Annotated in this window: 16 protein-coding genes and 1 pseudogene; 10 read left to right on the top strand and 7 right to left on the bottom strand. The window is 53.5% G+C overall.

The genetic code is table 11. The features are described from left to right. Positions 1–22: 22 nt before the first annotated feature. Together aalo17_RS02560 and aalo17_RS02555 are read left to right on the top strand one after the other, a co-directional pair. Positions 23–580 (top strand): HdeD family acid-resistance protein, encoded by a 558-nt coding sequence (locus tag aalo17_RS02560; protein ID WP_067555211.1) that lies wholly within the window; start codon positions 23–25, stop codon positions 578–580. After that, the gene (locus aalo17_RS02555; protein ID WP_067555208.1) at positions 577–1,014 is read left to right on the top strand and encodes an RrF2 family transcriptional regulator; all 438 of its coding nucleotides are present in this window, start codon (positions 577–579) and stop codon (positions 1,012–1,014) included. Before aalo17_RS02560 ends, aalo17_RS02555 begins: the two co-directional genes overlap by 4 nt. A gap of 175 nt (positions 1,015–1,189) precedes the next feature. Here the strand turns inward: aalo17_RS02555 and aalo17_RS02550 are convergent, their stop codons facing one another. Together aalo17_RS02550 and aalo17_RS02545 are read right to left on the bottom strand one after the other, a co-directional pair. Next, positions 1,190–2,263, bottom strand: a complete 1,074-nt coding sequence (locus tag aalo17_RS02550; protein WP_067555205.1) for a branched-chain amino acid aminotransferase — start codon at positions 2,261–2,263, stop codon at positions 1,190–1,192. Between the two features lie 197 nt (positions 2,264–2,460). Continuing rightward, on the bottom strand, positions 2,461–3,345 hold the full coding sequence (locus aalo17_RS02545) for a sugar phosphate isomerase/epimerase family protein (protein ID WP_067555202.1): 885 nt from the start codon (positions 3,343–3,345) through the stop codon (positions 2,461–2,463). Between the two features lie 226 nt (positions 3,346–3,571). Between aalo17_RS02545 and aalo17_RS02540 the strand changes: the two genes are divergently transcribed. Together aalo17_RS02540 and aalo17_RS02535 are read left to right on the top strand one after the other, a co-directional pair. Then, the gene (locus tag aalo17_RS02540; RefSeq protein ID WP_067555199.1) at positions 3,572–4,681 is read left to right on the top strand and encodes an ABC transporter ATP-binding protein; all 1,110 of its coding nucleotides are present in this window, start codon (positions 3,572–3,574) and stop codon (positions 4,679–4,681) included. A gap of 182 nt (positions 4,682–4,863) precedes the next feature. Continuing rightward, complete coding sequence (locus aalo17_RS02535) at positions 4,864–5,058, top strand: hypothetical protein (protein WP_067555196.1); 195 nt, start codon at positions 4,864–4,866, stop codon at positions 5,056–5,058. 76 nt (positions 5,059–5,134) lie between these two features. On the opposite strand, the gene aalo17_RS02530 is transcribed toward aalo17_RS02535, so the two are convergent. After that, positions 5,135–6,073, bottom strand: coding sequence for a magnesium transporter CorA family protein (locus tag aalo17_RS02530; protein ID WP_145907452.1), 939 nt, complete (start codon positions 6,071–6,073; stop codon positions 5,135–5,137). A 168-nt stretch (positions 6,074–6,241) separates the two neighbouring features. Here aalo17_RS02530 and aalo17_RS02525 point away from each other — a divergent pair, with 168 nt between their 5' ends. Then, positions 6,242–7,357, top strand: coding sequence for an SH3 domain-containing protein (locus aalo17_RS02525; RefSeq protein WP_067555190.1), 1,116 nt, complete (start codon positions 6,242–6,244; stop codon positions 7,355–7,357). Positions 7,358–7,520: 163 nt separating this feature from the next. Here the strand turns inward: aalo17_RS02525 and aalo17_RS02520 are convergent, their stop codons facing one another. Next, complete coding sequence (locus tag aalo17_RS02520) at positions 7,521–8,030, bottom strand: hypothetical protein (protein ID WP_145907449.1); 510 nt, start codon at positions 8,028–8,030, stop codon at positions 7,521–7,523. Between the two features lie 162 nt (positions 8,031–8,192). Next, positions 8,193–9,425 (bottom strand): hypothetical protein, encoded by a 1,233-nt coding sequence (locus aalo17_RS02515; RefSeq protein WP_067555184.1) that lies wholly within the window; start codon positions 9,423–9,425, stop codon positions 8,193–8,195. A 414-nt stretch (positions 9,426–9,839) separates the two neighbouring features. Between aalo17_RS02515 and aalo17_RS02505 the strand changes: the two genes are divergently transcribed. The 4 genes from aalo17_RS02505 to tnpC all read left to right on the top strand — a co-directional run bounded on the left by aalo17_RS02505 (position 9,840) and on the right by tnpC (position 13,609). Next, entirely contained in the window at positions 9,840–10,262 is a 423-nt protein-coding gene (locus aalo17_RS02505) for a glycoside hydrolase family protein (RefSeq protein ID WP_067555178.1), read from the top strand. A 3-nt stretch (positions 10,263–10,265) separates the two neighbouring features. Next, positions 10,266–11,258: a cellulase family glycosylhydrolase gene (locus aalo17_RS02500; protein WP_067555175.1), complete on the top strand. Its 993-nt coding sequence runs from the start codon at positions 10,266–10,268 to the stop codon at positions 11,256–11,258. A gap of 199 nt (positions 11,259–11,457) precedes the next feature. Continuing rightward, positions 11,458–11,811: an IS66 family insertion sequence element accessory protein TnpB gene (tnpB, locus tag aalo17_RS02495; RefSeq protein WP_067553980.1), complete on the top strand. Its 354-nt coding sequence runs from the start codon at positions 11,458–11,460 to the stop codon at positions 11,809–11,811. Between the two features lie 124 nt (positions 11,812–11,935). Further along, positions 11,936–13,609 carry an IS66 family transposase gene (tnpC, locus tag aalo17_RS02490; RefSeq protein ID WP_082743194.1) on the top strand — a complete coding sequence of 558 codons (1,674 nt, stop codon included), beginning with the start codon at positions 11,936–11,938 and terminating at the stop codon, positions 13,607–13,609. A gap of 302 nt (positions 13,610–13,911) precedes the next feature. Here tnpC and aalo17_RS02485 read toward each other — a convergent pair whose 3' ends face one another. Both aalo17_RS02485 and aalo17_RS02480 read right to left on the bottom strand, forming a co-directional pair. After that, positions 13,912–15,678 (bottom strand): DUF2075 domain-containing protein, encoded by a 1,767-nt coding sequence (locus aalo17_RS02485; RefSeq protein WP_067555170.1) that lies wholly within the window; start codon positions 15,676–15,678, stop codon positions 13,912–13,914. Then, positions 15,665–15,991, bottom strand: a complete 327-nt coding sequence (locus tag aalo17_RS02480) for a nucleotide pyrophosphohydrolase (protein ID WP_067555167.1) — start codon at positions 15,989–15,991, stop codon at positions 15,665–15,667. The genes aalo17_RS02485 and aalo17_RS02480 overlap by 14 nt, the downstream gene beginning before the upstream one ends. Before the next feature lie 160 nt (positions 15,992–16,151). On the opposite strand from aalo17_RS02480, the pseudogene aalo17_RS13270 reads away from it, so the two are divergent. Continuing rightward, a pseudogene (locus aalo17_RS13270) lies at positions 16,152–16,469 on the top strand (DUF262 domain-containing protein); the annotation flags it as partial. Between the last annotated feature and the right edge of the window lie 232 nt (positions 16,470–16,701).

Here is a 16,701-nt window from a genome sequence, read left to right as displayed (position 1 = left end):
GGTAGGGAATGGAGGAATTCCCATGCAGCGACTTTTCAATACAGGCGACGGACAGACCAGGCTCCTTGCGCTGGTATATTTCGTCTTTGGCATCCTGCTCTGTTTCTTTGCCAGCAGCATACTCGTCACAGCCACCCGCATTCTCGGGGGCTGTCTCGCACTCTATGGTGCCCTTCAGCTCTATCTGTTCTATGCGGGGCGGCAGAAAGGCACAGCCACGGGCACACAGCTGTGCATCGGCGTGGCCACGGTGCTCTTTGGCCTGATCTTCGTGATCAGCCCCGAAAGCCTGATTTCCATTTTCCCGGTGGCCGGTGCGATCATTCTGATCGTGAACTCCCTGATCCAGATGCAGAAGGCCTTCCAGCTTCGGGACTATGGCTGCGAGGGCTGGACCATGACGCTGATTTTTGCAGTCGTGCTCTTGGTGGCCGGCGCCATCATCCTGCTGCGGCCGGTGCAGACAGCTTCCTTCATCCTGCAGATTGTGGGGATCTCCCTCATGGCGGAAGCCATCATGATGTTCTGGTCCCAGCATGAAATCGACAAGTATATGCCCAGAGGGTCGCGGGAATCATGAAGATTTCCACCAAAGGCCGGTATGCCCTGCGCATGCTGCTTGATCTCGCCCAGAGTCAGCAGGATGGCTATGTGGCGCTGAAGGAAGTGGCTGCCCGGCAGAACATTTCCAAGAAATACCTGGAGCAGATCGTCATTGCCCTGAATCCCACGGGAATCCTGACGAGCAACCGGGGGTTCCAGGGCGGATACCGTCTGGCGCGGGCTCCGCGGGAGGTCACGGTGTTCGAGGTCCTGGAAGCCACGGAGGACTCCATGGCGCCGGTTGTGTGCCTGCGCTCGCAGGTCAACACCTGTCCCCGGCAGGAGCAGTGTGCCACCCTGTCCCTGTGGACGGGTCTGTACAACGTGGTCAGGGAGTATCTGGAGGGCATCACCCTGCAGCAGCTGCTGGATGAAAACGCCGCCATGGCCGGCAACGACTATGTGATCTGACGATACAAAACACCCCGGGTCTTCGCACAGAAGATCCGGGTTTTTTCAGGGTGTCCGGCATAGTGCTCTCCAGTCTCATACCGGCTGCACAGAAAAGACCGGACCCGCACCCGGCAGCAAATCTGCCAGAGTCCGGTTCCGGTCCTTCTGTCATTCAGCTTTTATACCGTTTCGGCTATTCGGCTTCGACGACCACCTGTGTCCAGTTATAGGGATCTTCCAGTTCTCCCCACTGGATGCCTGTCAGGGTGTCATAGAGCTTCTGCGTCAGATCTCCGGTTTTGAAGTCATTGATCACATGCTTTTCGCCCTTGTAGCACAGCTCGCCAATGGGTGAAATGACCGCTGCGGTGCCTGTGCCCCAGGCCTCCTGCAGCTTGCCGTCGCGGGCGGCTTCCATGAGCTCGTCGATGGACATGTGGCGTTCCTCCACCTCATAGCCCCAGTCCTTCAGCAGGTGAATGATGGAGTTGCGGGTGACACCCGGCAACACCGTACCGTCTGTCGGTGCCGTGACCACCTTGCCGTCGATCAGGAACATGACGTTCATGGATCCGACTTCCTCCACATACTTCCGGTTCACGCCATCCAGCCACAGCACCTGCTCATAGCCGGCCTGTTCCGCTTTCTCCTGCGCCTTGAGGCTGCCGGCATAGTTGCCGCCGCATTTCGTGAATCCCGTGCCGCCGGGCGCCGCGCGGATGTATTCATCCTCGACCCAGATCTTGACCGGGTTCACGCCACTGGCATAGTACGCACCGGAGGGAGAGGCAATGATGATGAACTTGTACTTCGCAGAAGGGTGAACACCCACGCCTTCCTCCGTCGCAAACATATACGGACGGATGTACAGAGATTCACCCTCGCCCGAGGGCACCCACGCGGCTTCCTTTTCCACCAGGGCACGGACCGCATTGACAAACATATCTTCGGGGACTGCCGGCATGCTCATGCGTTCATTGGAGTTGATGAACCGGCGGGCATTCATTTCCGGGCGGAACAGCTGGATCGTGCCGTCCTTCGTTCGGTAGGCCTTCAGGCCTTCAAAGGTTTCCTGCGCATAGTGCAGCACCATGCTCGCCGGGGACATTTCAATGGGACCAAACGGCACAATGGCCTGGTCCCACCAGCCGCCTTTGTTTTTGTCGTATTCCGCCACATACATGTAGTCGGTGTAGATCTTGCCGAATCCCAGCGGCCCCTGGGGCTTTTCCTTCAGCGCCGCGGCTTCTTCAAAACGGATATCCATGATCGTTCCTTCTTTCCTTGATTCTCAATACTGAAAAGTTAGCACCACCACCCCTGTTTTTCAATGCGTTTTCAGACTTGTAAATTCCTTTCATGCCGATGCAGGGTATCCTGTCCGGCATCCCCTGTCCCTGCTTCCTCCCCACAAAACAGCCCCCTGATCCGGCCGGACCAGGGGTTGTTTCACATTCATTCCGTTCACGCCATCTCTCGTGCTTCCTGCACCAGGCCATCCATGTCCCGGACACAGGCATCCGGCTCCAGCTCCGGCTCCAGGGATACCGCTGCGTTCAGTGCCGCCATCTTCGGCAGCAGGCTGCCATAGTCAATGTCTCCCTCCAGCAGGCCCACGTGCACAAAGGGTTTCGCCTTCGTGTCGTCATAGTGATAGTTTTTCAGGTGCATGTGGCCAATGTCGTCCTTCACGGCCTGGAATTCTTCCTCCAGCCTCAGTCCCAGCCACTTCTCCGGCACCTGTGTGACTTCTGCCCGGTAGCTGTTGCCCGGATCCCAGAGCATCTTCAATGCCGGGGAGTTGACGCGGTGCACGATCTCCTGCGTCATCTTCCCCTTGGGAAGATGGGAATAGGGGCAGTTTTCCAGGACGAGTACCTTGCCGTGTGCCGCGGCAATGTCTGCTGCCTGTTTCATGATGTGTGCAATCTTGTCCAGGTCCTCTTCGGTGCCGCCCTTCTTTCCGGGTCTGTTGTCAGGAAACCGGAAGGGAAACACCCGAAGGATGCTGCACCCGAAGATGTCCGCCAGGTGACAGGCATGGTCCAGCTGCTTCAGGTGGTCCTGGATGGATCCCCGGAACACCGCGAACTCCGGCTTGAACAGCGAAATTTCATAGTCGTCGTACAGCGGAGCCATGAAGAACAGCGTCGTGGCCAGACTGGCTGTTTCCAGCCCCGCCTGGTCCAGGAGCGCCTTTGCGCTTTGGGCTTCTTTTTCACTCAGGCACTCCACGCTCTTGCCCTCGATGCCGTGGAGTTCCACCAGATGCAGTCCGTGATCCCGGATGGTTTTGGAAGCGATTGCCAGATTCTGTGTGATCTGGTCTGTGATGATGCATGGTTTCATATTTATATGTTATATCATTATAGCTTTTTACGCAATGATGGACCGCTTTCATTGAGAGCCAGCGCATACAGTTTTGCCACAATTTGTAAAAAAATGGTTTTTCGTTCCGTCCGAACGTGTAATTGCCTCTGAAGTTGTCCTATAATGGGATTGGTATTGTAAGCATTTTCAAATCGGACATTCGGTCCGGATGAAGGTGTTTTCGATGGTAGTGAAGGAGAATCATATGTCAGAAGTAACATTGAAGAACATCAAGAAAGTCTATCCCAACGGCTTCCAGGCCGTGAAGGACTTCAACCTGGATGTCAAGGATGGCGAATTCGTGATCTTTGTCGGACCTTCCGGCTGCGGAAAGTCCACCACCATGCGTATGATCGCCGGTCTGGAGGACATCACAGACGGCGACCTGATCATTGACGGCAACCGTGTCAACGACGTGGAACCCAAGGACCGGGACATTGCCATGGTCTTCCAGAACTATGCCCTGTATCCCCACATGACAGTGAAGGAAAACATGGAATTCCCCCTGAAGATCCGGAAGATGCCGCAGGACGAGATCGACAGACGTGTCGCTCAGGCTGCGAAGACCCTGGACCTGGAAAAGCTGCTGGACCGCAAGCCCAAGGCCCTGTCCGGCGGCCAGAGACAGCGTGTGGCCATGGGCCGTGCGATCGTCCGCGACCCGAAGGTCCTGCTGCTGGATGAGCCCCTGTCCAACCTGGATGCCAAGCTCCGCGGCCAGATGCGTGTCGAGATCTCCCGTCTGCACGAGCGACTGGGCGCCACGATGATCTACGTCACCCACGACCAGACCGAAGCCATGACACTGGGCGACAGGATCGTGGTCATGAGCGACGGCGAAGTGCAGCAGATCGACACCCCGCAGTACCTGTATGACCACCCGGCCAACAAGTTCGTGGCAGGCTTCATCGGCTCTCCCCAGATGAACTTCCTGGACGGGACCGTGACAGAGAAAAACGGCAAGGTGGCTGTGCGTGTCGGCGATACAGACATCGCCATTGACCAGGCAAAGGGCAAGGTCCTGAAAGACGGCGGCTACATGGGCAGGGAAGTGACCATTGGCGTGCGTCCGGAGGATCTGTATGACACACCGGAGCACCTGGAGCTGTACAAAGACTCCAAAGCGAAGGCCAAAGTGGCAGTCCGCGAGAACCTGGGTGCAGAGATCTACCTGTACACAGACTTCAACGGGGCGCAGCTGACGGCCCGTGTGGATCCGGAATCGAAGACCCAGGTGGGCGACGAAGTGGAACTGTCCTTCAACCCCGCAAAGATCCACGTGTTCGACAACGAAACCGGCAAGGCCATCGAATAGGATACCCGCCGCCGGAATCCTGTCCTGTTTCTGGACAGTCCGGCTTCTGAACAAAACCGAACCTCCGGCCCCGGCATTTTGCCGGGGCTTTCGGTTGTCCGGAGGCTGCCGGCTGTTTCAAAATGCAGGTCGTATCATTCACTGTTTTTTGTTTCTTAAGAAACAGGTGTTACACTGAGTCCATGAACAATCAGAACAACAGCCAGACGCCGGGATACGCCTATGTATTCGCCATTGGCGCCATCATTCTTGCAGTGATCCTGCTGCCGATCATCTGGAAAATCTTCAAGGGCGTCGTCAAGATCTGCCTGATCCTTGCCGTCGTCTTCTGCGCCTGCTACGGCGCCTATGTCCTGTTCTCCGGAAAGAGGAGATGACAAAGGCCCCTGCATCCGGCCGGATTGCAGGGGCCTTTTATATGCTTTGCCTGCGAGCGTCCCTGGCCGGGCTGCCCTACAGCATTTTCTTCTTTTTCAGGACCACGATCACCAGCACCGTCAGCACCAGCGTCAGGACCACCACGACCAGGAAACTGTGGGTCAGGTCCGCCAGCGGGATGGAGTCCTCGTTCACATTCATGCCATAGAACCCGGACACGATGGTCGGGACTGCCAGTACGAGCGTCATGGAGGTCAGAAACTTCATGACATTGTTCAGCCGGTTGTCCGCCAGATCCGCCACCAGGCCCCGGGTCGCCGACGCGATCTCCCGATACATGTCCGTCATGGCCGCTGCCTGGTTCATTTCCCCCGCCGCTTCCTCCAGTGTCTCCTGCTCCTGACAGAATTCCGACGAAGACAGCTGGTCCCGGAGCTGTTCCAGCGCCTTCACATTGGCCTTCAGGCTGCAGCCAAACCAGATCAGGGAGGTTTCCACGTTGTGCAGTGTGATCAGGTCCTGCTTTGCGACCTGCTCCCCCGCCCTGGTTTCCACTTCCTGCCGTCGGGCATCGAGCTTCCGTAAATCATCCTGATAGTTGCGGGCCACCGCTGCCAGCACACCATTCACGAACTCCACCGGACTGGCTGTATCTGGCACCGGTCCCTTCCCGGCTGTCAGGGCATCCAGGACCGTGTTTTTCCGGCTGCTGACAGTCACCACCACGTCCTTCTTCACCACAAGCCCCAGTGGAATGGCCTGAAACCCGCCATCCACTCCCTGGCTCAGGGCTGGTACATCCAGCAGGATCTGCGCAGACTCATCCGTGACCCGGGCACCCGGCGTTTCCTGGAGATCCATGGGACCCTCCAGGTCTTTTCCGGGAATGCCGAAAGTCTCCTTCACCCATGCAAGTTCCTTCTCATCCGGGTCTGTGAGCCGCACCCAGCACCCTGGTTCAGGTGTTTCCAGCCGGTGCAGTGTCCCCTCCTGTGTTTTCCAGAGTTCCATCATCCTGTCCACCTCGGTTTCCTGCTTCGTGTTTCTCCGTCACCTACAGGATACGCAACCTGGCCTTTGGTTTCGTTTTTCGTGCCTTCGAAACCCGATTTCGCAAAATCCATTGAGTTTGATGAAAAAGTCCCGGAATTTCCCTACAATACTGAGTGGAGGACTTTTACCATGAATCGAATCCTGTATACTCTTCTCGCCGCAGCGGTACTGGGACTGGCAGGCTGCACAGCCTGCACCCCGAAACAGGAAGACAAGACGGCAGAAACCGACAAACAGACATTGTCGGCAATCACCCTGTCATCCGAATTCCATACCGCGAAGGTGGATGAGGAAATCGACATTGCAGTCAAGACGACTCCTGCCGGCACCGAGCTGAAGCAGGAGGACTTTGAAATCAGCGGCGGAACGCTCACCGTGGATGGCGCAACCGTCAAATTCAAGGCCGCCGAAGCCGGCAACTATACCATCAAGGCGACCAAAGACAAAATCACCAGCAACACCCTGACCATTGAAATCGTGGCCGGGGAAGACACGGAACAGGCCGATGGCGGACAGCAGGCACCCGCAGCCGATCAGGGCACCGCCTATGTGGATCCCGGAACACAGGGTGTTCAACAGCCTGCCGCGGATGCTTCCGCCGGCACACAGACGCCGGCTGACAACACACAGAACAGCGGTTCCCAGGGCGATGGTTCGCAGAACACAGACTCTCAGCCTGCCACGCCTTCGGTGCTTACCGTCAAGCAGGTTCTGAGCAACCCGGCAAAATATGACGGCCAGACCATCACCGTCCAGGGGTCCCTGCCCCAGGCAGCAGTGACAGGCCCGGATGGACAGCCTGCCACTGTGATCTATCCCGCAGCCGGAGACACCTCCCAGCGCCTGTATCTTTCCGGTCTGAAACTGGACTTCGGCGGCTGCGACGCGAAGCTGACAGGGGTGATGAAACAGGGAGCCAACGGCATCTGGACCCTGGATGTCACCAGTGCCGAACAGACCGGGCCGAGCGGTGTCGCAGGCGACCAGACCGGCAAGCCGGTGTCCGAACTCCCGAAATCCGGCACCTTCCACTTCACGGTGGACCGCGTCCGGATCCGCTATGGAACCGATGGACTGAAATCCAGGGAAAGCGGCAAGTATTTCAACAAGGGCGATTCCGTGAAATACAACAAGGTCTACGAAAAGGACGGCTATACCTGGATATCCTACAAGGCCTACAGCGGCAAGACCTGCTCGGTGGCAGTCGGAGACGCGAAGACCGTACAGTACGGCTGGGCAGACTGATTCCAGACAATCACGATCCACAGAACCCGGTGCAGGTTTTCTGCACCGGGTTTTTGTCTGCCCGGTCCGGATCTGCCTCTGCCACGGTTCACCCGACAGAGAACGCTCTGCCATGTTGTCCATCAAAGACAAAGAGAGCCGGACTTCTTCATCCGGCTCCCTCTCATTCATCATACTTCGTACAGTGTCCCACATCGTCGCAGGTCTGGTGGACCGCCTCTGTCTGTGTGGTCCGCAGGATGTACCCCGACTGGTCTTTATCCAGGGTCCCGAACACTGTGACCAGCGACATCCCCGGCGTGTCCTCCGGAATCTCGATCCGGATCCGGTGGTCCTGGTCCCCCGGTTTTCCTGTCTGGTAATAAAAGCCGATGGGGATCCCGTTTTCGTCACCAATCATGGACTGCGGAGTCTGGCCTTCCACGGAAATCTGCTGTCCCAGGTACGAGTCACCGTCTGTCAGGATGTCATCCACCTGCAGGACTTCCGTTTGTGCAGCTGGATTGGATTCGTTGTCATCTGTTTCTTCTGACACAGCCTGATCTGCTTCTGCCTTTGGCTGTACCTCTGCAGCCTTGTCAGCTGTATCCGGCCTTGTCTCCGGCATGTCTGCACTCTGGCAGCCGCAAAGGAGCAAGCACAATGCCGCTGTCCCGATGCCTGTGGTTTTCATGATCACCAACTCCTGTCCGATGTATATGATTTCTGCAGATTCATCGTAGCACACGCGACAGGTTTCTATGCCGATGAGACAGAAGCGCGATTCACCGGCATTCCGGATTCTGTTATGGCGAAAAGCCGGCTCACGATTCCGCGATCCGGCTTCTGCTTCAGGTTACTGATCGATCTTGTCCACCATGACCAGCGGGACTGTGACTGCATTGCCCATCACCGCTTCATAGGTGTAGTCTCCCAGTGACACACCGTAAACCGTGATCTGGTCATCCTCCAGGACCTTGGATTTCACCAGGTCTTTGGGGTAGAAAGCCAGGATCACCTGGTCATAGTCACCGTTGATGGCCAGACGGATCTGCACATCGTCGTCGCTGTTGGAAACCTGGATCACCTGGCCGGAAAACTTCACCTTTTCTCCCACATAATCGTCCGGGGTCCGGGCCAGCTGATCATAGGTAATGCCGGTCTCGTAGCCCCGGGCCTCTTCTTCCGCCTTTTTTCTGGCGGCTTCCTCTTTCTTCTTTTTCTCGGCTTCTTCTGCCTCTTTGATTTTGTTCTGAGCATCGGATTTCAGCTTCTGCCCTTCTGTGTCCTCTGCGCTGCCGGGATAGGCTTCATGCAGGTCGTCTGCCAGGGAAATGGTTTTCTCCCAGTCGCCGTCCTTGTGCGCTGCCTGCACCTCCTCCAGCCGGCGGGACTTTCCATGCTTCAGTTCATCCACTTCCGATTTCAGCTCCCTGACCTGCTCCAGCTTTGCCTGGTACCGGTATTCGGCATCCGATACCTGCCCCTCCAGGTCCTGGATCTGCAGGGACAGTGCCTCGTTTTGCGCCTTCAGGCTGCTTTGTGCAGAGGCTGAAGAAACAGTGCTCACCAGCAGGACAGCTGCAGCCGCACTCACAGCCACCAGGATCTCCGGTCCGCGCTTCACATACCAGGATTTGCCAGCCATTCGCCGGAACAGGGATTCCTTTTTCGGCGAAGACGGGACAGCCGGGGATACTGTCACCGGTTCCTCACAGGAAGCTGTGTTCTCTGAAGCAGGGACATCCGGTGCTGCCGATGGATCCTGATCCACTTTCCGGTCAGCTTCCATGGAAGATTCTGTCTGCTTCAACAGCGTTTCTTTCTGCTGACCGGCGGTTTCCTGGTCTGGGGAACCCGGCAGCTCTGGCAAATCCGGTTCTGCCGGGTTCAGTTCCTGTTCTGCCAGTTCCTGACTGTCTGCAGATTCTGCAGGCTCCGGCTTCCCGTCAGAATCCTCCGTCTGCTCAATACCCGCCTGTACTGTGACTTCTTCCGGGTCCCGGACTTCGCCGCCTGCCCTAGGCTCTGATCCAGCCTCCTCGGGGCGCTCTTCATTCAGATTCCGTGTTTCTTTCTCCTCGTTCATCGTCTTTCCTCTTTCTTCTGCCAATTGCCGACACAGCCATCTGGCCAGACAACAGACTGTATCTTCAGGATCCCTTCGGCTTCCCGTGTGCACCCGGATCTGCCATCAGGTTCTTTTCTGATCTGCTGTCACTGACATTGTAAGGACTTACAGGGCATCATATATGCCCAAATTCAAACTGACTGGCTGGAAAATGTCTCAGGACCATGCAGATTGATAAACACGGGATTTACATGAAGAAAGAGGATGAAGAACCCGACACTGGCAGCCATTTCCATCATTTTCGGAAAAATTGGAAAAAAACCCGGTTTTTCCGAAATCTGCCCAAATCGCGTCCTGCTTCCTCCCGGCTCTTTTCTCTTCCAACAGATACAATGACTACAGCAGCAGCCCTTCGGCTGCAGAAAGGACTTCATGAAACACCTTCGAATCATTGCTTCTTTCCCCCTCGCAGCTGCCCTCTGTGCCTGTGCCTCTGCAGCCGGTCCGCAAGCCGGGGATGCAAAAGCGGCTCAGTCTGAACCCTTGAATGACACGACCGGAGAACCCGAGACAGAATCTGTCACACTCAGCCCCCTGCATGTGGATGGACCGCGGCTCATGGACGACCGGAACCAGCCTGTCGTCCTCCAGGGATACAGCACCTTCGGCATCAACTACAAGCCGGAGTTCGTCAACGAGAACACCTTCCGGTTCCTCAAAGAGGAAATGGGTTCCCAGGTGATTCGGCTGGCGATGTATACGGCTGACAACAATGGCTACTGTACGGGTGGTGACCAGGAACAGCTGGAAGGGCTGATCGACAAAGGCGTGCAGGCGGCTGTCGCCACGGGATAGTATGTGATCATTGACTGGCATATCCTTTCCGATGGCAACCCTGCCCAGTACCAGGAACAGGCCAGGGCATTCTTCGGAAACGTTTCCGGAAAGTATGCAGGCAATCCCGCGATGATCTACGAACTATGCAACGAACCAAACGGTTCGGACGTGACGTGGCCTGTTGTGAAATCCTATGCAGAATCTGTCATTCAGGAAATCCGGGCCAATGACAAAAACGCCCTGATCCTGGTCGGCACACCCCAGTGGAATCAGGCGGAAACCGAAGCCGGAAAGGACCTCCTGAAAGATGCCGGCAATATGATGTACACCGTGCATTTCTACGCCGCGACCCACAAAGACCAGCAAAGGCAGGACCTGAGCACCGCCTATGATCAGAAACTGCCGATGTTTGTCTCCGAATTCGGCATCACCGAAGCCTCGGGAAATGGGGCCCTGGATGAGCAGTCCGGCCAGACCTGGATCGACCTGCTTGACCAGGACAAAATCTCGCGTGTTGCCTGGGCCACCAGCGACAAAGACGAAGCCAGTTCCATCTTCAGGCCAGGCACCAATCCGGATTCCCCTTCCCTGTCCGATCTCACTGAATGGGGCCAGTGGCTCAGGAAGGCGTACACGGGCAAGGATACCAGCGAAGAGAAGGACAGCCAGGACACATCGGGCAGCAGTGAGAAAACTGCCGAATTGAAATCCGGTGACAATGAACTTGAAGTTTCACTGAGGCAAAGCAATACCTGGAACTCCGATGGCATGGTTTTTACCCAGTTTGACCTGACCCTGACCAACCACTCCGATCAGCCGGTCACAGGCTGGAGCGAGGTGCTGAATTTCACGAAAGAGGTCTCGATCGACCAGTCCTGGAATGGGGATATTTCTGCAAGCGGCAATACAGTCACAGTGAAGCCGGGGCAGTATCACGCCACCATTCAGGCCGGAGAATCGGTGAAGGATATCGGGTTCATTGTGAAAAGTGACGGCATGGTGGAGCAGAAGTAATATGCCGATGATGGTGGCTGGGGCGGAGATTGGAAGCACCTGCCATGATGTGGATGATGGAGGACAGGGGCAGGCAAAGGAAGATGTCTGTCACGATACTGATGGTGGATGCAGGGGCGGATACCGGTAAGCGACGTTAATTACCCATCTATGACAAATCCCTCCGTAGCGGGACAATACCGGCACGGAGGGATTTTACATGACTGGACTTGATGATATTTCCCGATTATACCTGGTCACTGAACCTGTGGACTTTCGCAAAGGCATAGATGGACTGGGTACATACGTCCAGTCGATCCTGAACACTGATCCATTCCAGAATGCAATGTTCGTCTTCACCAACAAACGACACAACAAGCTTAAGCTCCTCCATTATGACGGTACAGGGTTCTGGCTCCTTCACAAGCAGCTGAGCAAAGGAACCTTCAAATGGCGGATGAGTTCCCCGGATCCGTTTCTGCAGATCTCCCCACAGCAGCTGGACTGGCTTTTGGAAGGACTGGACATAAACCAGAAGCGGGCTTTCAGGCATGTGATGCCTCAATATATCTAGACAGATTTCCTGATCCCTGACCGTTTTCAGTCATATCGAATGAACCATTTCTGGAACTGTGAGCATAATAATTATTTAAGGCATTTCAGTTTGCCCCTTTTCCTCTTTATCCTATACTTTTGCCATGGACTTCTTATCTTCTTTTGACTTCGAAAACTACACCCGCAAATCCATGAAAGAAAGCCTCGAATCTCTGGATCATGATGACCTGGTCGATGCCGCTCTCTTCCTGGCCGACAACCTGTTCCTGAAAGACCAGATCAACAGGAAGGCGGCCATGGACCGCTTCGCTTCCAAAAGCGAGCAGCTTTTCATATCCCTGTTCAACGAGGCGGAAGAGATCGCATCCACGTCTTCTCCCGAAGACCTGGATGAATCAGCTGTCCTGGAAACTGTGAGCAAAGAGAGACCGGCGTCCCCCAAAAAGCGCAGATCCATGAAGGAGAAAGCAAAGGCGCTTCCTGAAAAGATCATCGATGTGTATCCGGATGCAGGCAAGGACCCGGTGTGCCCTGTATGTGGCACAGCCATGAAGGAGCTGAAACCGACTGTACACCGGACCATCAAATACGTTCCGCAGCGCCTCTATGTCGAAGTGGAAGTGGATCATAATTATGTCTGCCCCAAAGGTTGTGAAGATGAGGATGGAAAGCCTGTGATGGTCCCGGCTGCCCGCAAAGAAGCACCGCTTCTGGAGAATACGATGTCTTCGCCTTCTCTTGTGTCCCACATCATAGCCCAGAAAACAGTCATGGGACTGCCTCTTTACAGACAGGAACAAGACTGGCAGCGAAGAGGATTCAACCTCGGCAGGAGTATCATGGCAAACTGGATGATCCGGTCTTCCCAGATTTATGGAGAAGCTCTGGTGGACAGGATGATACAGGATTTCAGGGAATGTGATGTGGTCCATATGGATGAGACCGTACTGAAATGCCTGGAAGTGAGTCGGGATCAGGATCGGACGAACTGTTACATGATCGTCGGGGTCAGCGCAGAGCATGAAGCCAGACAGATGGTCATTTATCAGTTCAAGAAGAGCAGGGCCCAGAAGTTCGTATGGGAATTCCTGGGAGAAGGATTCGAAAAGGCCCTGATGTCAGACGGATTCGAAGGCTACGATAATTACACAGCAGCCGTCCATCTGAGTTGTATGGCCCATGCGAGGCGGCATCTGTATGATGCGGTGAAGATCCGTGCAGACTACCAGACATTCAAGAATCTGCCAGACGATACAGAAATGAAACTGAAACATATCAGGGAGAATCCGGCACTGGGGATCCTGTTGGAGCCACTTGGGAACATCAACAGGCTTTATGAAGTGGAGAGCAGAGCGAAAAAGAAGAAACTGAGTCGGGAAGAAGTATACGAACTGAGGCAGAAAGAGTCTAAACCGCTTTTTGACCAGGTGATCGCAGGAATGGAGCGGATCGCCCGGAGTTTTGATAGTGGTTCGAAAGCAGTAAAGGGAGCAAACTACTTCCTGAAAAGGAAAGACTCGCTGGCCCTTTATCTGGAGGATGGGAACTATCCGATCGACAATAACCTGGCGGAGCGGATGGTGAAGCCGTTCGTGATAGGCCGGAAGGGGTTCCTGTTTGCGGACACGGAAGCAGGAGCGGAAGCAACAGCAGTATGGTACAGTCTGAGCCAATCGGCAATCATGAATGGGCTGGTGCCTGAGAAGTACATCGAATATGTGCTGACAAGGCTGAAGAACGAAGGGATCAGAGAGGAAGTACTCGAAGACCTGCTTCCATACTCCAGGACACTTCCAGGACATCTGTATAAGAAATAGAAAACAGGACTGTCCCCAATACCATGATGGTACAGGGAATCAGTCCTGTTTTAATATGGGCAATTAACGTCGCTTACGGATACCGGAAGGGTTGCTGGCGGATAGTGATGATTCAATAAACAGACAACAGGCTGAAGCCGGAAAGAGGGCTTCAGCCTGTTTTTGGTGTGACAGATGTGTGGCTTGGATGGAGGCTGGGTAAAATGGTGTCGAGTTTTGTCCAGCTGACCACAGTTAATGACTTCTGACAGTAAGAAATCCTGATTGAAGAATTGGTAAATAATCATGATGCAAAGGATATTCTATAAAACCACAGGGCAATATCGTTTCAAGTATTCCCGGACCTCTGGATTAACCGCATAATTCAGTGTTCCTCGTATACCGCGGCTGCAGAGAACAGCATAGGTCCGCAAAATGGAGTCCCTGACTTCCTCAAAGTCTGTTCCTGCCTTTCCCTTCTTGTCATAGTAATTTGAGAGATCTACATCAATTCTTTGCGTTTGTGGGTTGATGACGACTTCCGGTCCAATCAGGACTCCGACATAGTTCAGATCGTATCCCTGAATAGTGTGGATACAGCCAACTTCATCCAAAGCATGTTCGCTGTTGACCCAGTCACTTTGTACAGAATTCCAGATGAATCGATGTCCGTCCAGTTCAAAATCAAACAGTTCAGGATCTGTATGTATACTTTTCTCTTTTCTTGTGATCCAGTCCCAGCCGTAGCCGGCAACCATCCGACACAGACCCCATACCTGGTTCAGACTGACTATCTCAGCCTGCAGATGAGCAGCGGATTCATAAATCGAAAAAGTATATTCATCTGAGAATGACAGCCTTGTTTCGGGTGGGCAGTCACTGAATATTTTCTTTACATAGTTCAGATAATCTTCACCACCCCAGCATCGCATTTGAGATGAAAGGGAAAAAATATGGGTTGCTGAATGTAGCCACTTCCTGAAAGCCTCTTCCGGCGCATCCGAAGGCATTACATGCTGTGCCACATCATACAGGAACACCTGGAATCGGCTGCATTTCAGTATCCAGTCCAACTGAGATGCCTTGTGCTTGTCAAGGCCCAGTCGTCTGCAGGTATCATCAAACGCCTTATAACCGGTGATATTCTTCCTCTGCCGCAGCCGATGTGCTTCATCAACAATGAGAAGATCCCATTTTTCCTTTGCAGCGTCCTGCGGAGAGACAACTTTGACTGAAGCCATCTTCAGTTCCCTGAATACATTTTTCAGCGTCTTCTGCATGGAGGTAACAGGAATGACCAGGCCGATTTTGAATCCCGGGGACAGCTTTGCAGCCTCTTCAAGCAGTGTTTCATCTTCTGTCAGCCAGGAGAAACGATCGGAAAGGGAAAGAATATCCTCTTTTGAATAATGAGCCAGCTCTGAAAATGCCTTTACAAGATAAACTGCCAGTACCGTTTTTCCTGTTCCGGCTGAACCTTTTACGAATATTGGGTCTGAAGGGACCTCAAACTGCTGATATGTCGTCAGACCTGCCTGTTCGGCATTCTTTTTTAAAATAATGGAAATGACATCCATACAGACTCGGTACTGGTCCACAGTCAGTGTTTTATATGGAGAGAACTTGAACAGGTTTGAGTTCTGAATTTCCTCCAGAGATTTCCGCGCCATCTGGTGATCAATCAGATCCTGCCAGATCTGGTTAAACCTGGTCTGATAAGCCGCTCTCTGATAGTAGTTGTGGGCCTGGCTTTGTCCTGCATTTCGATTCTGCAGTTCATATCTTCCATCCGTGGTCATGTACAGAATCAATGTAGATTCCAGATCAAGAATCACAGACTTGTTGAAAGATGAATCATACACAATCGTGGAAGTGGTCAGCCTAGTCCGTTCACAGTTTTTCAGATGCTCTGACATGCGCTGGGAAGCGTTCGAAGTCTCACCAATATACGCTTCCTTTTCACTGTTCAGGATGTAGACTACCGGCCAGTTGACCCCAAAAGACTGATCTTCAAGGACTGTCGGCAGTTTTGAGTCAAAGGGAAAGTCAATGAGCTGAGCTCTTTCACCGGGTATATCAGAGCTTGTCATATTTCGTACTCTTACCCTTCGCTTTTTCAACCGGATACTTTTTTCTGGTCTTACCGGCTTTTTCCATGACTATGTCCATGGGGTCAAGATCCAGGGTATCTGCCAGAAGCAGACAATAGCTGAATACATCAGCCAGCTCCTCCTTGACATCCTGCAGGTCAAAAACATCGTTGCTCCACTGGAAACACTCGAGAAGCTCCGCACTTTCTATACAAATAGATTTTGCAAGATTGGCTGGAGTGTGAAACTGCTTCCATTCCCTTTCATCCCGTATCTGTTTTAAAATCTCCTGTGCCTGTTTAACCGAATCCATAAATCTTCCTCTTTCCGTTTTCTATATTTTATTGGCTGTATCGTCATGAAGCAATTCCAGACCGTTTACCGGATTTCAAGTGCTTCCGCTTATACCAGGTTTTGATCTGGTGACAGGATTGTGGTCTAATACAATTGATTAAGAATCAGAAGGTACTACAATGAGCCTTCAAGTCAAAACAAGCGACAAAACAATCCGGGAATATCTGAATTCCCTTGATGCAATCATCCCGACTTACCAGAGAAGCTATGAGTGGGGTGCCGACCAGATCAATGATTTTATGGAAGACCTTTATGAAGAAGCCGACACAAAAGAAGATTCTTCCCGCTACTTTTTTGGACCGGTGATCACGAATACCCGAGAAAGCGACGGAAGAAAAGTGGAAGAAATCATTGACGGTCAGCAGCGGCTGACTACATCGACAATCTTTCTGGCAGTCCTCAGAGATATGCTTGCCCGTCACAAGAACAACGAAGAAGCAAATGAAGTCAGGTATATCATCAAGAATGAACTGATTGGTGACGGGTCGAAATGGCATCCCTTTCGGCTGCAGCAGAAGGGCGACCTGGAGGATGAATTCATCAGCCATATTCTCAAGCCTGCCATAAATTCCGAAGATTTGAAAAAAATCATATATCATGGTCCGAAGTACGCAGGAAAAGGCAAGGTCAACAATCTTCTGAGAGCATACAACATGATTCTCTCCTCTC

Origin of the sequence: Faecalibaculum rodentium, assembly GCF_001564455.1 — a bacterium.
In the GTDB taxonomy this organism is placed as follows: domain Bacteria; phylum Bacillota_I; class Bacilli_A; order Erysipelotrichales; family Erysipelotrichaceae; genus Faecalibaculum; species Faecalibaculum rodentium.
This window is presented reverse-complemented; position numbering and strand designations above follow the sequence as displayed.

Bases quoted from the DNA above. Each gene is read 5' to 3' on its own strand.
- aalo17_RS02520 (WP_145907449.1), bottom strand. From the start codon at position 8,030: ATGAAAACCACAGGCATCGGGACAGCGGCATTGTGCTTGCTCCTTTGC.
- tnpC (WP_082743194.1), top strand. From the start codon at position 11,936: ATGGACTTCTTATCTTCTTTTGACTTCGAAAACTACACCCGCAAATCC.
- aalo17_RS02530 (WP_145907452.1), bottom strand. From the start codon at position 6,073: ATGATGGAACTCTGGAAAACACAGGAGGGGACACTGCACCGGCTGGAA.
- aalo17_RS02535 (WP_067555196.1), top strand. From the start codon at position 4,864: ATGAACAATCAGAACAACAGCCAGACGCCGGGATACGCCTATGTATTC.
- aalo17_RS02505 (WP_067555178.1), top strand. From the start codon at position 9,840: ATGAAACACCTTCGAATCATTGCTTCTTTCCCCCTCGCAGCTGCCCTC.
- aalo17_RS02485 (WP_067555170.1), bottom strand. From the start codon at position 15,678: ATGACAAGCTCTGATATACCCGGTGAAAGAGCTCAGCTCATTGACTTT.
- aalo17_RS02515 (WP_067555184.1), bottom strand. From the start codon at position 9,425: ATGAACGAGGAGAAAGAAACACGGAATCTGAATGAAGAGCGCCCCGAG.
- aalo17_RS02550 (WP_067555205.1), bottom strand. From the start codon at position 2,263: ATGGATATCCGTTTTGAAGAAGCCGCGGCGCTGAAGGAAAAGCCCCAG.
- aalo17_RS02525 (WP_067555190.1), top strand. From the start codon at position 6,242: ATGAATCGAATCCTGTATACTCTTCTCGCCGCAGCGGTACTGGGACTG.
- aalo17_RS02480 (WP_067555167.1), bottom strand. From the start codon at position 15,991: ATGGATTCGGTTAAACAGGCACAGGAGATTTTAAAACAGATACGGGAT.
- aalo17_RS02545 (WP_067555202.1), bottom strand. From the start codon at position 3,345: ATGAAACCATGCATCATCACAGACCAGATCACACAGAATCTGGCAATC.
- aalo17_RS02540 (WP_067555199.1), top strand. From the start codon at position 3,572: ATGTCAGAAGTAACATTGAAGAACATCAAGAAAGTCTATCCCAACGGC.
- tnpB (WP_067553980.1), top strand. From the start codon at position 11,458: ATGACTGGACTTGATGATATTTCCCGATTATACCTGGTCACTGAACCT.
- aalo17_RS02555 (WP_067555208.1), top strand. From the start codon at position 577: ATGAAGATTTCCACCAAAGGCCGGTATGCCCTGCGCATGCTGCTTGAT.
- aalo17_RS02560 (WP_067555211.1), top strand. From the start codon at position 23: ATGCAGCGACTTTTCAATACAGGCGACGGACAGACCAGGCTCCTTGCG.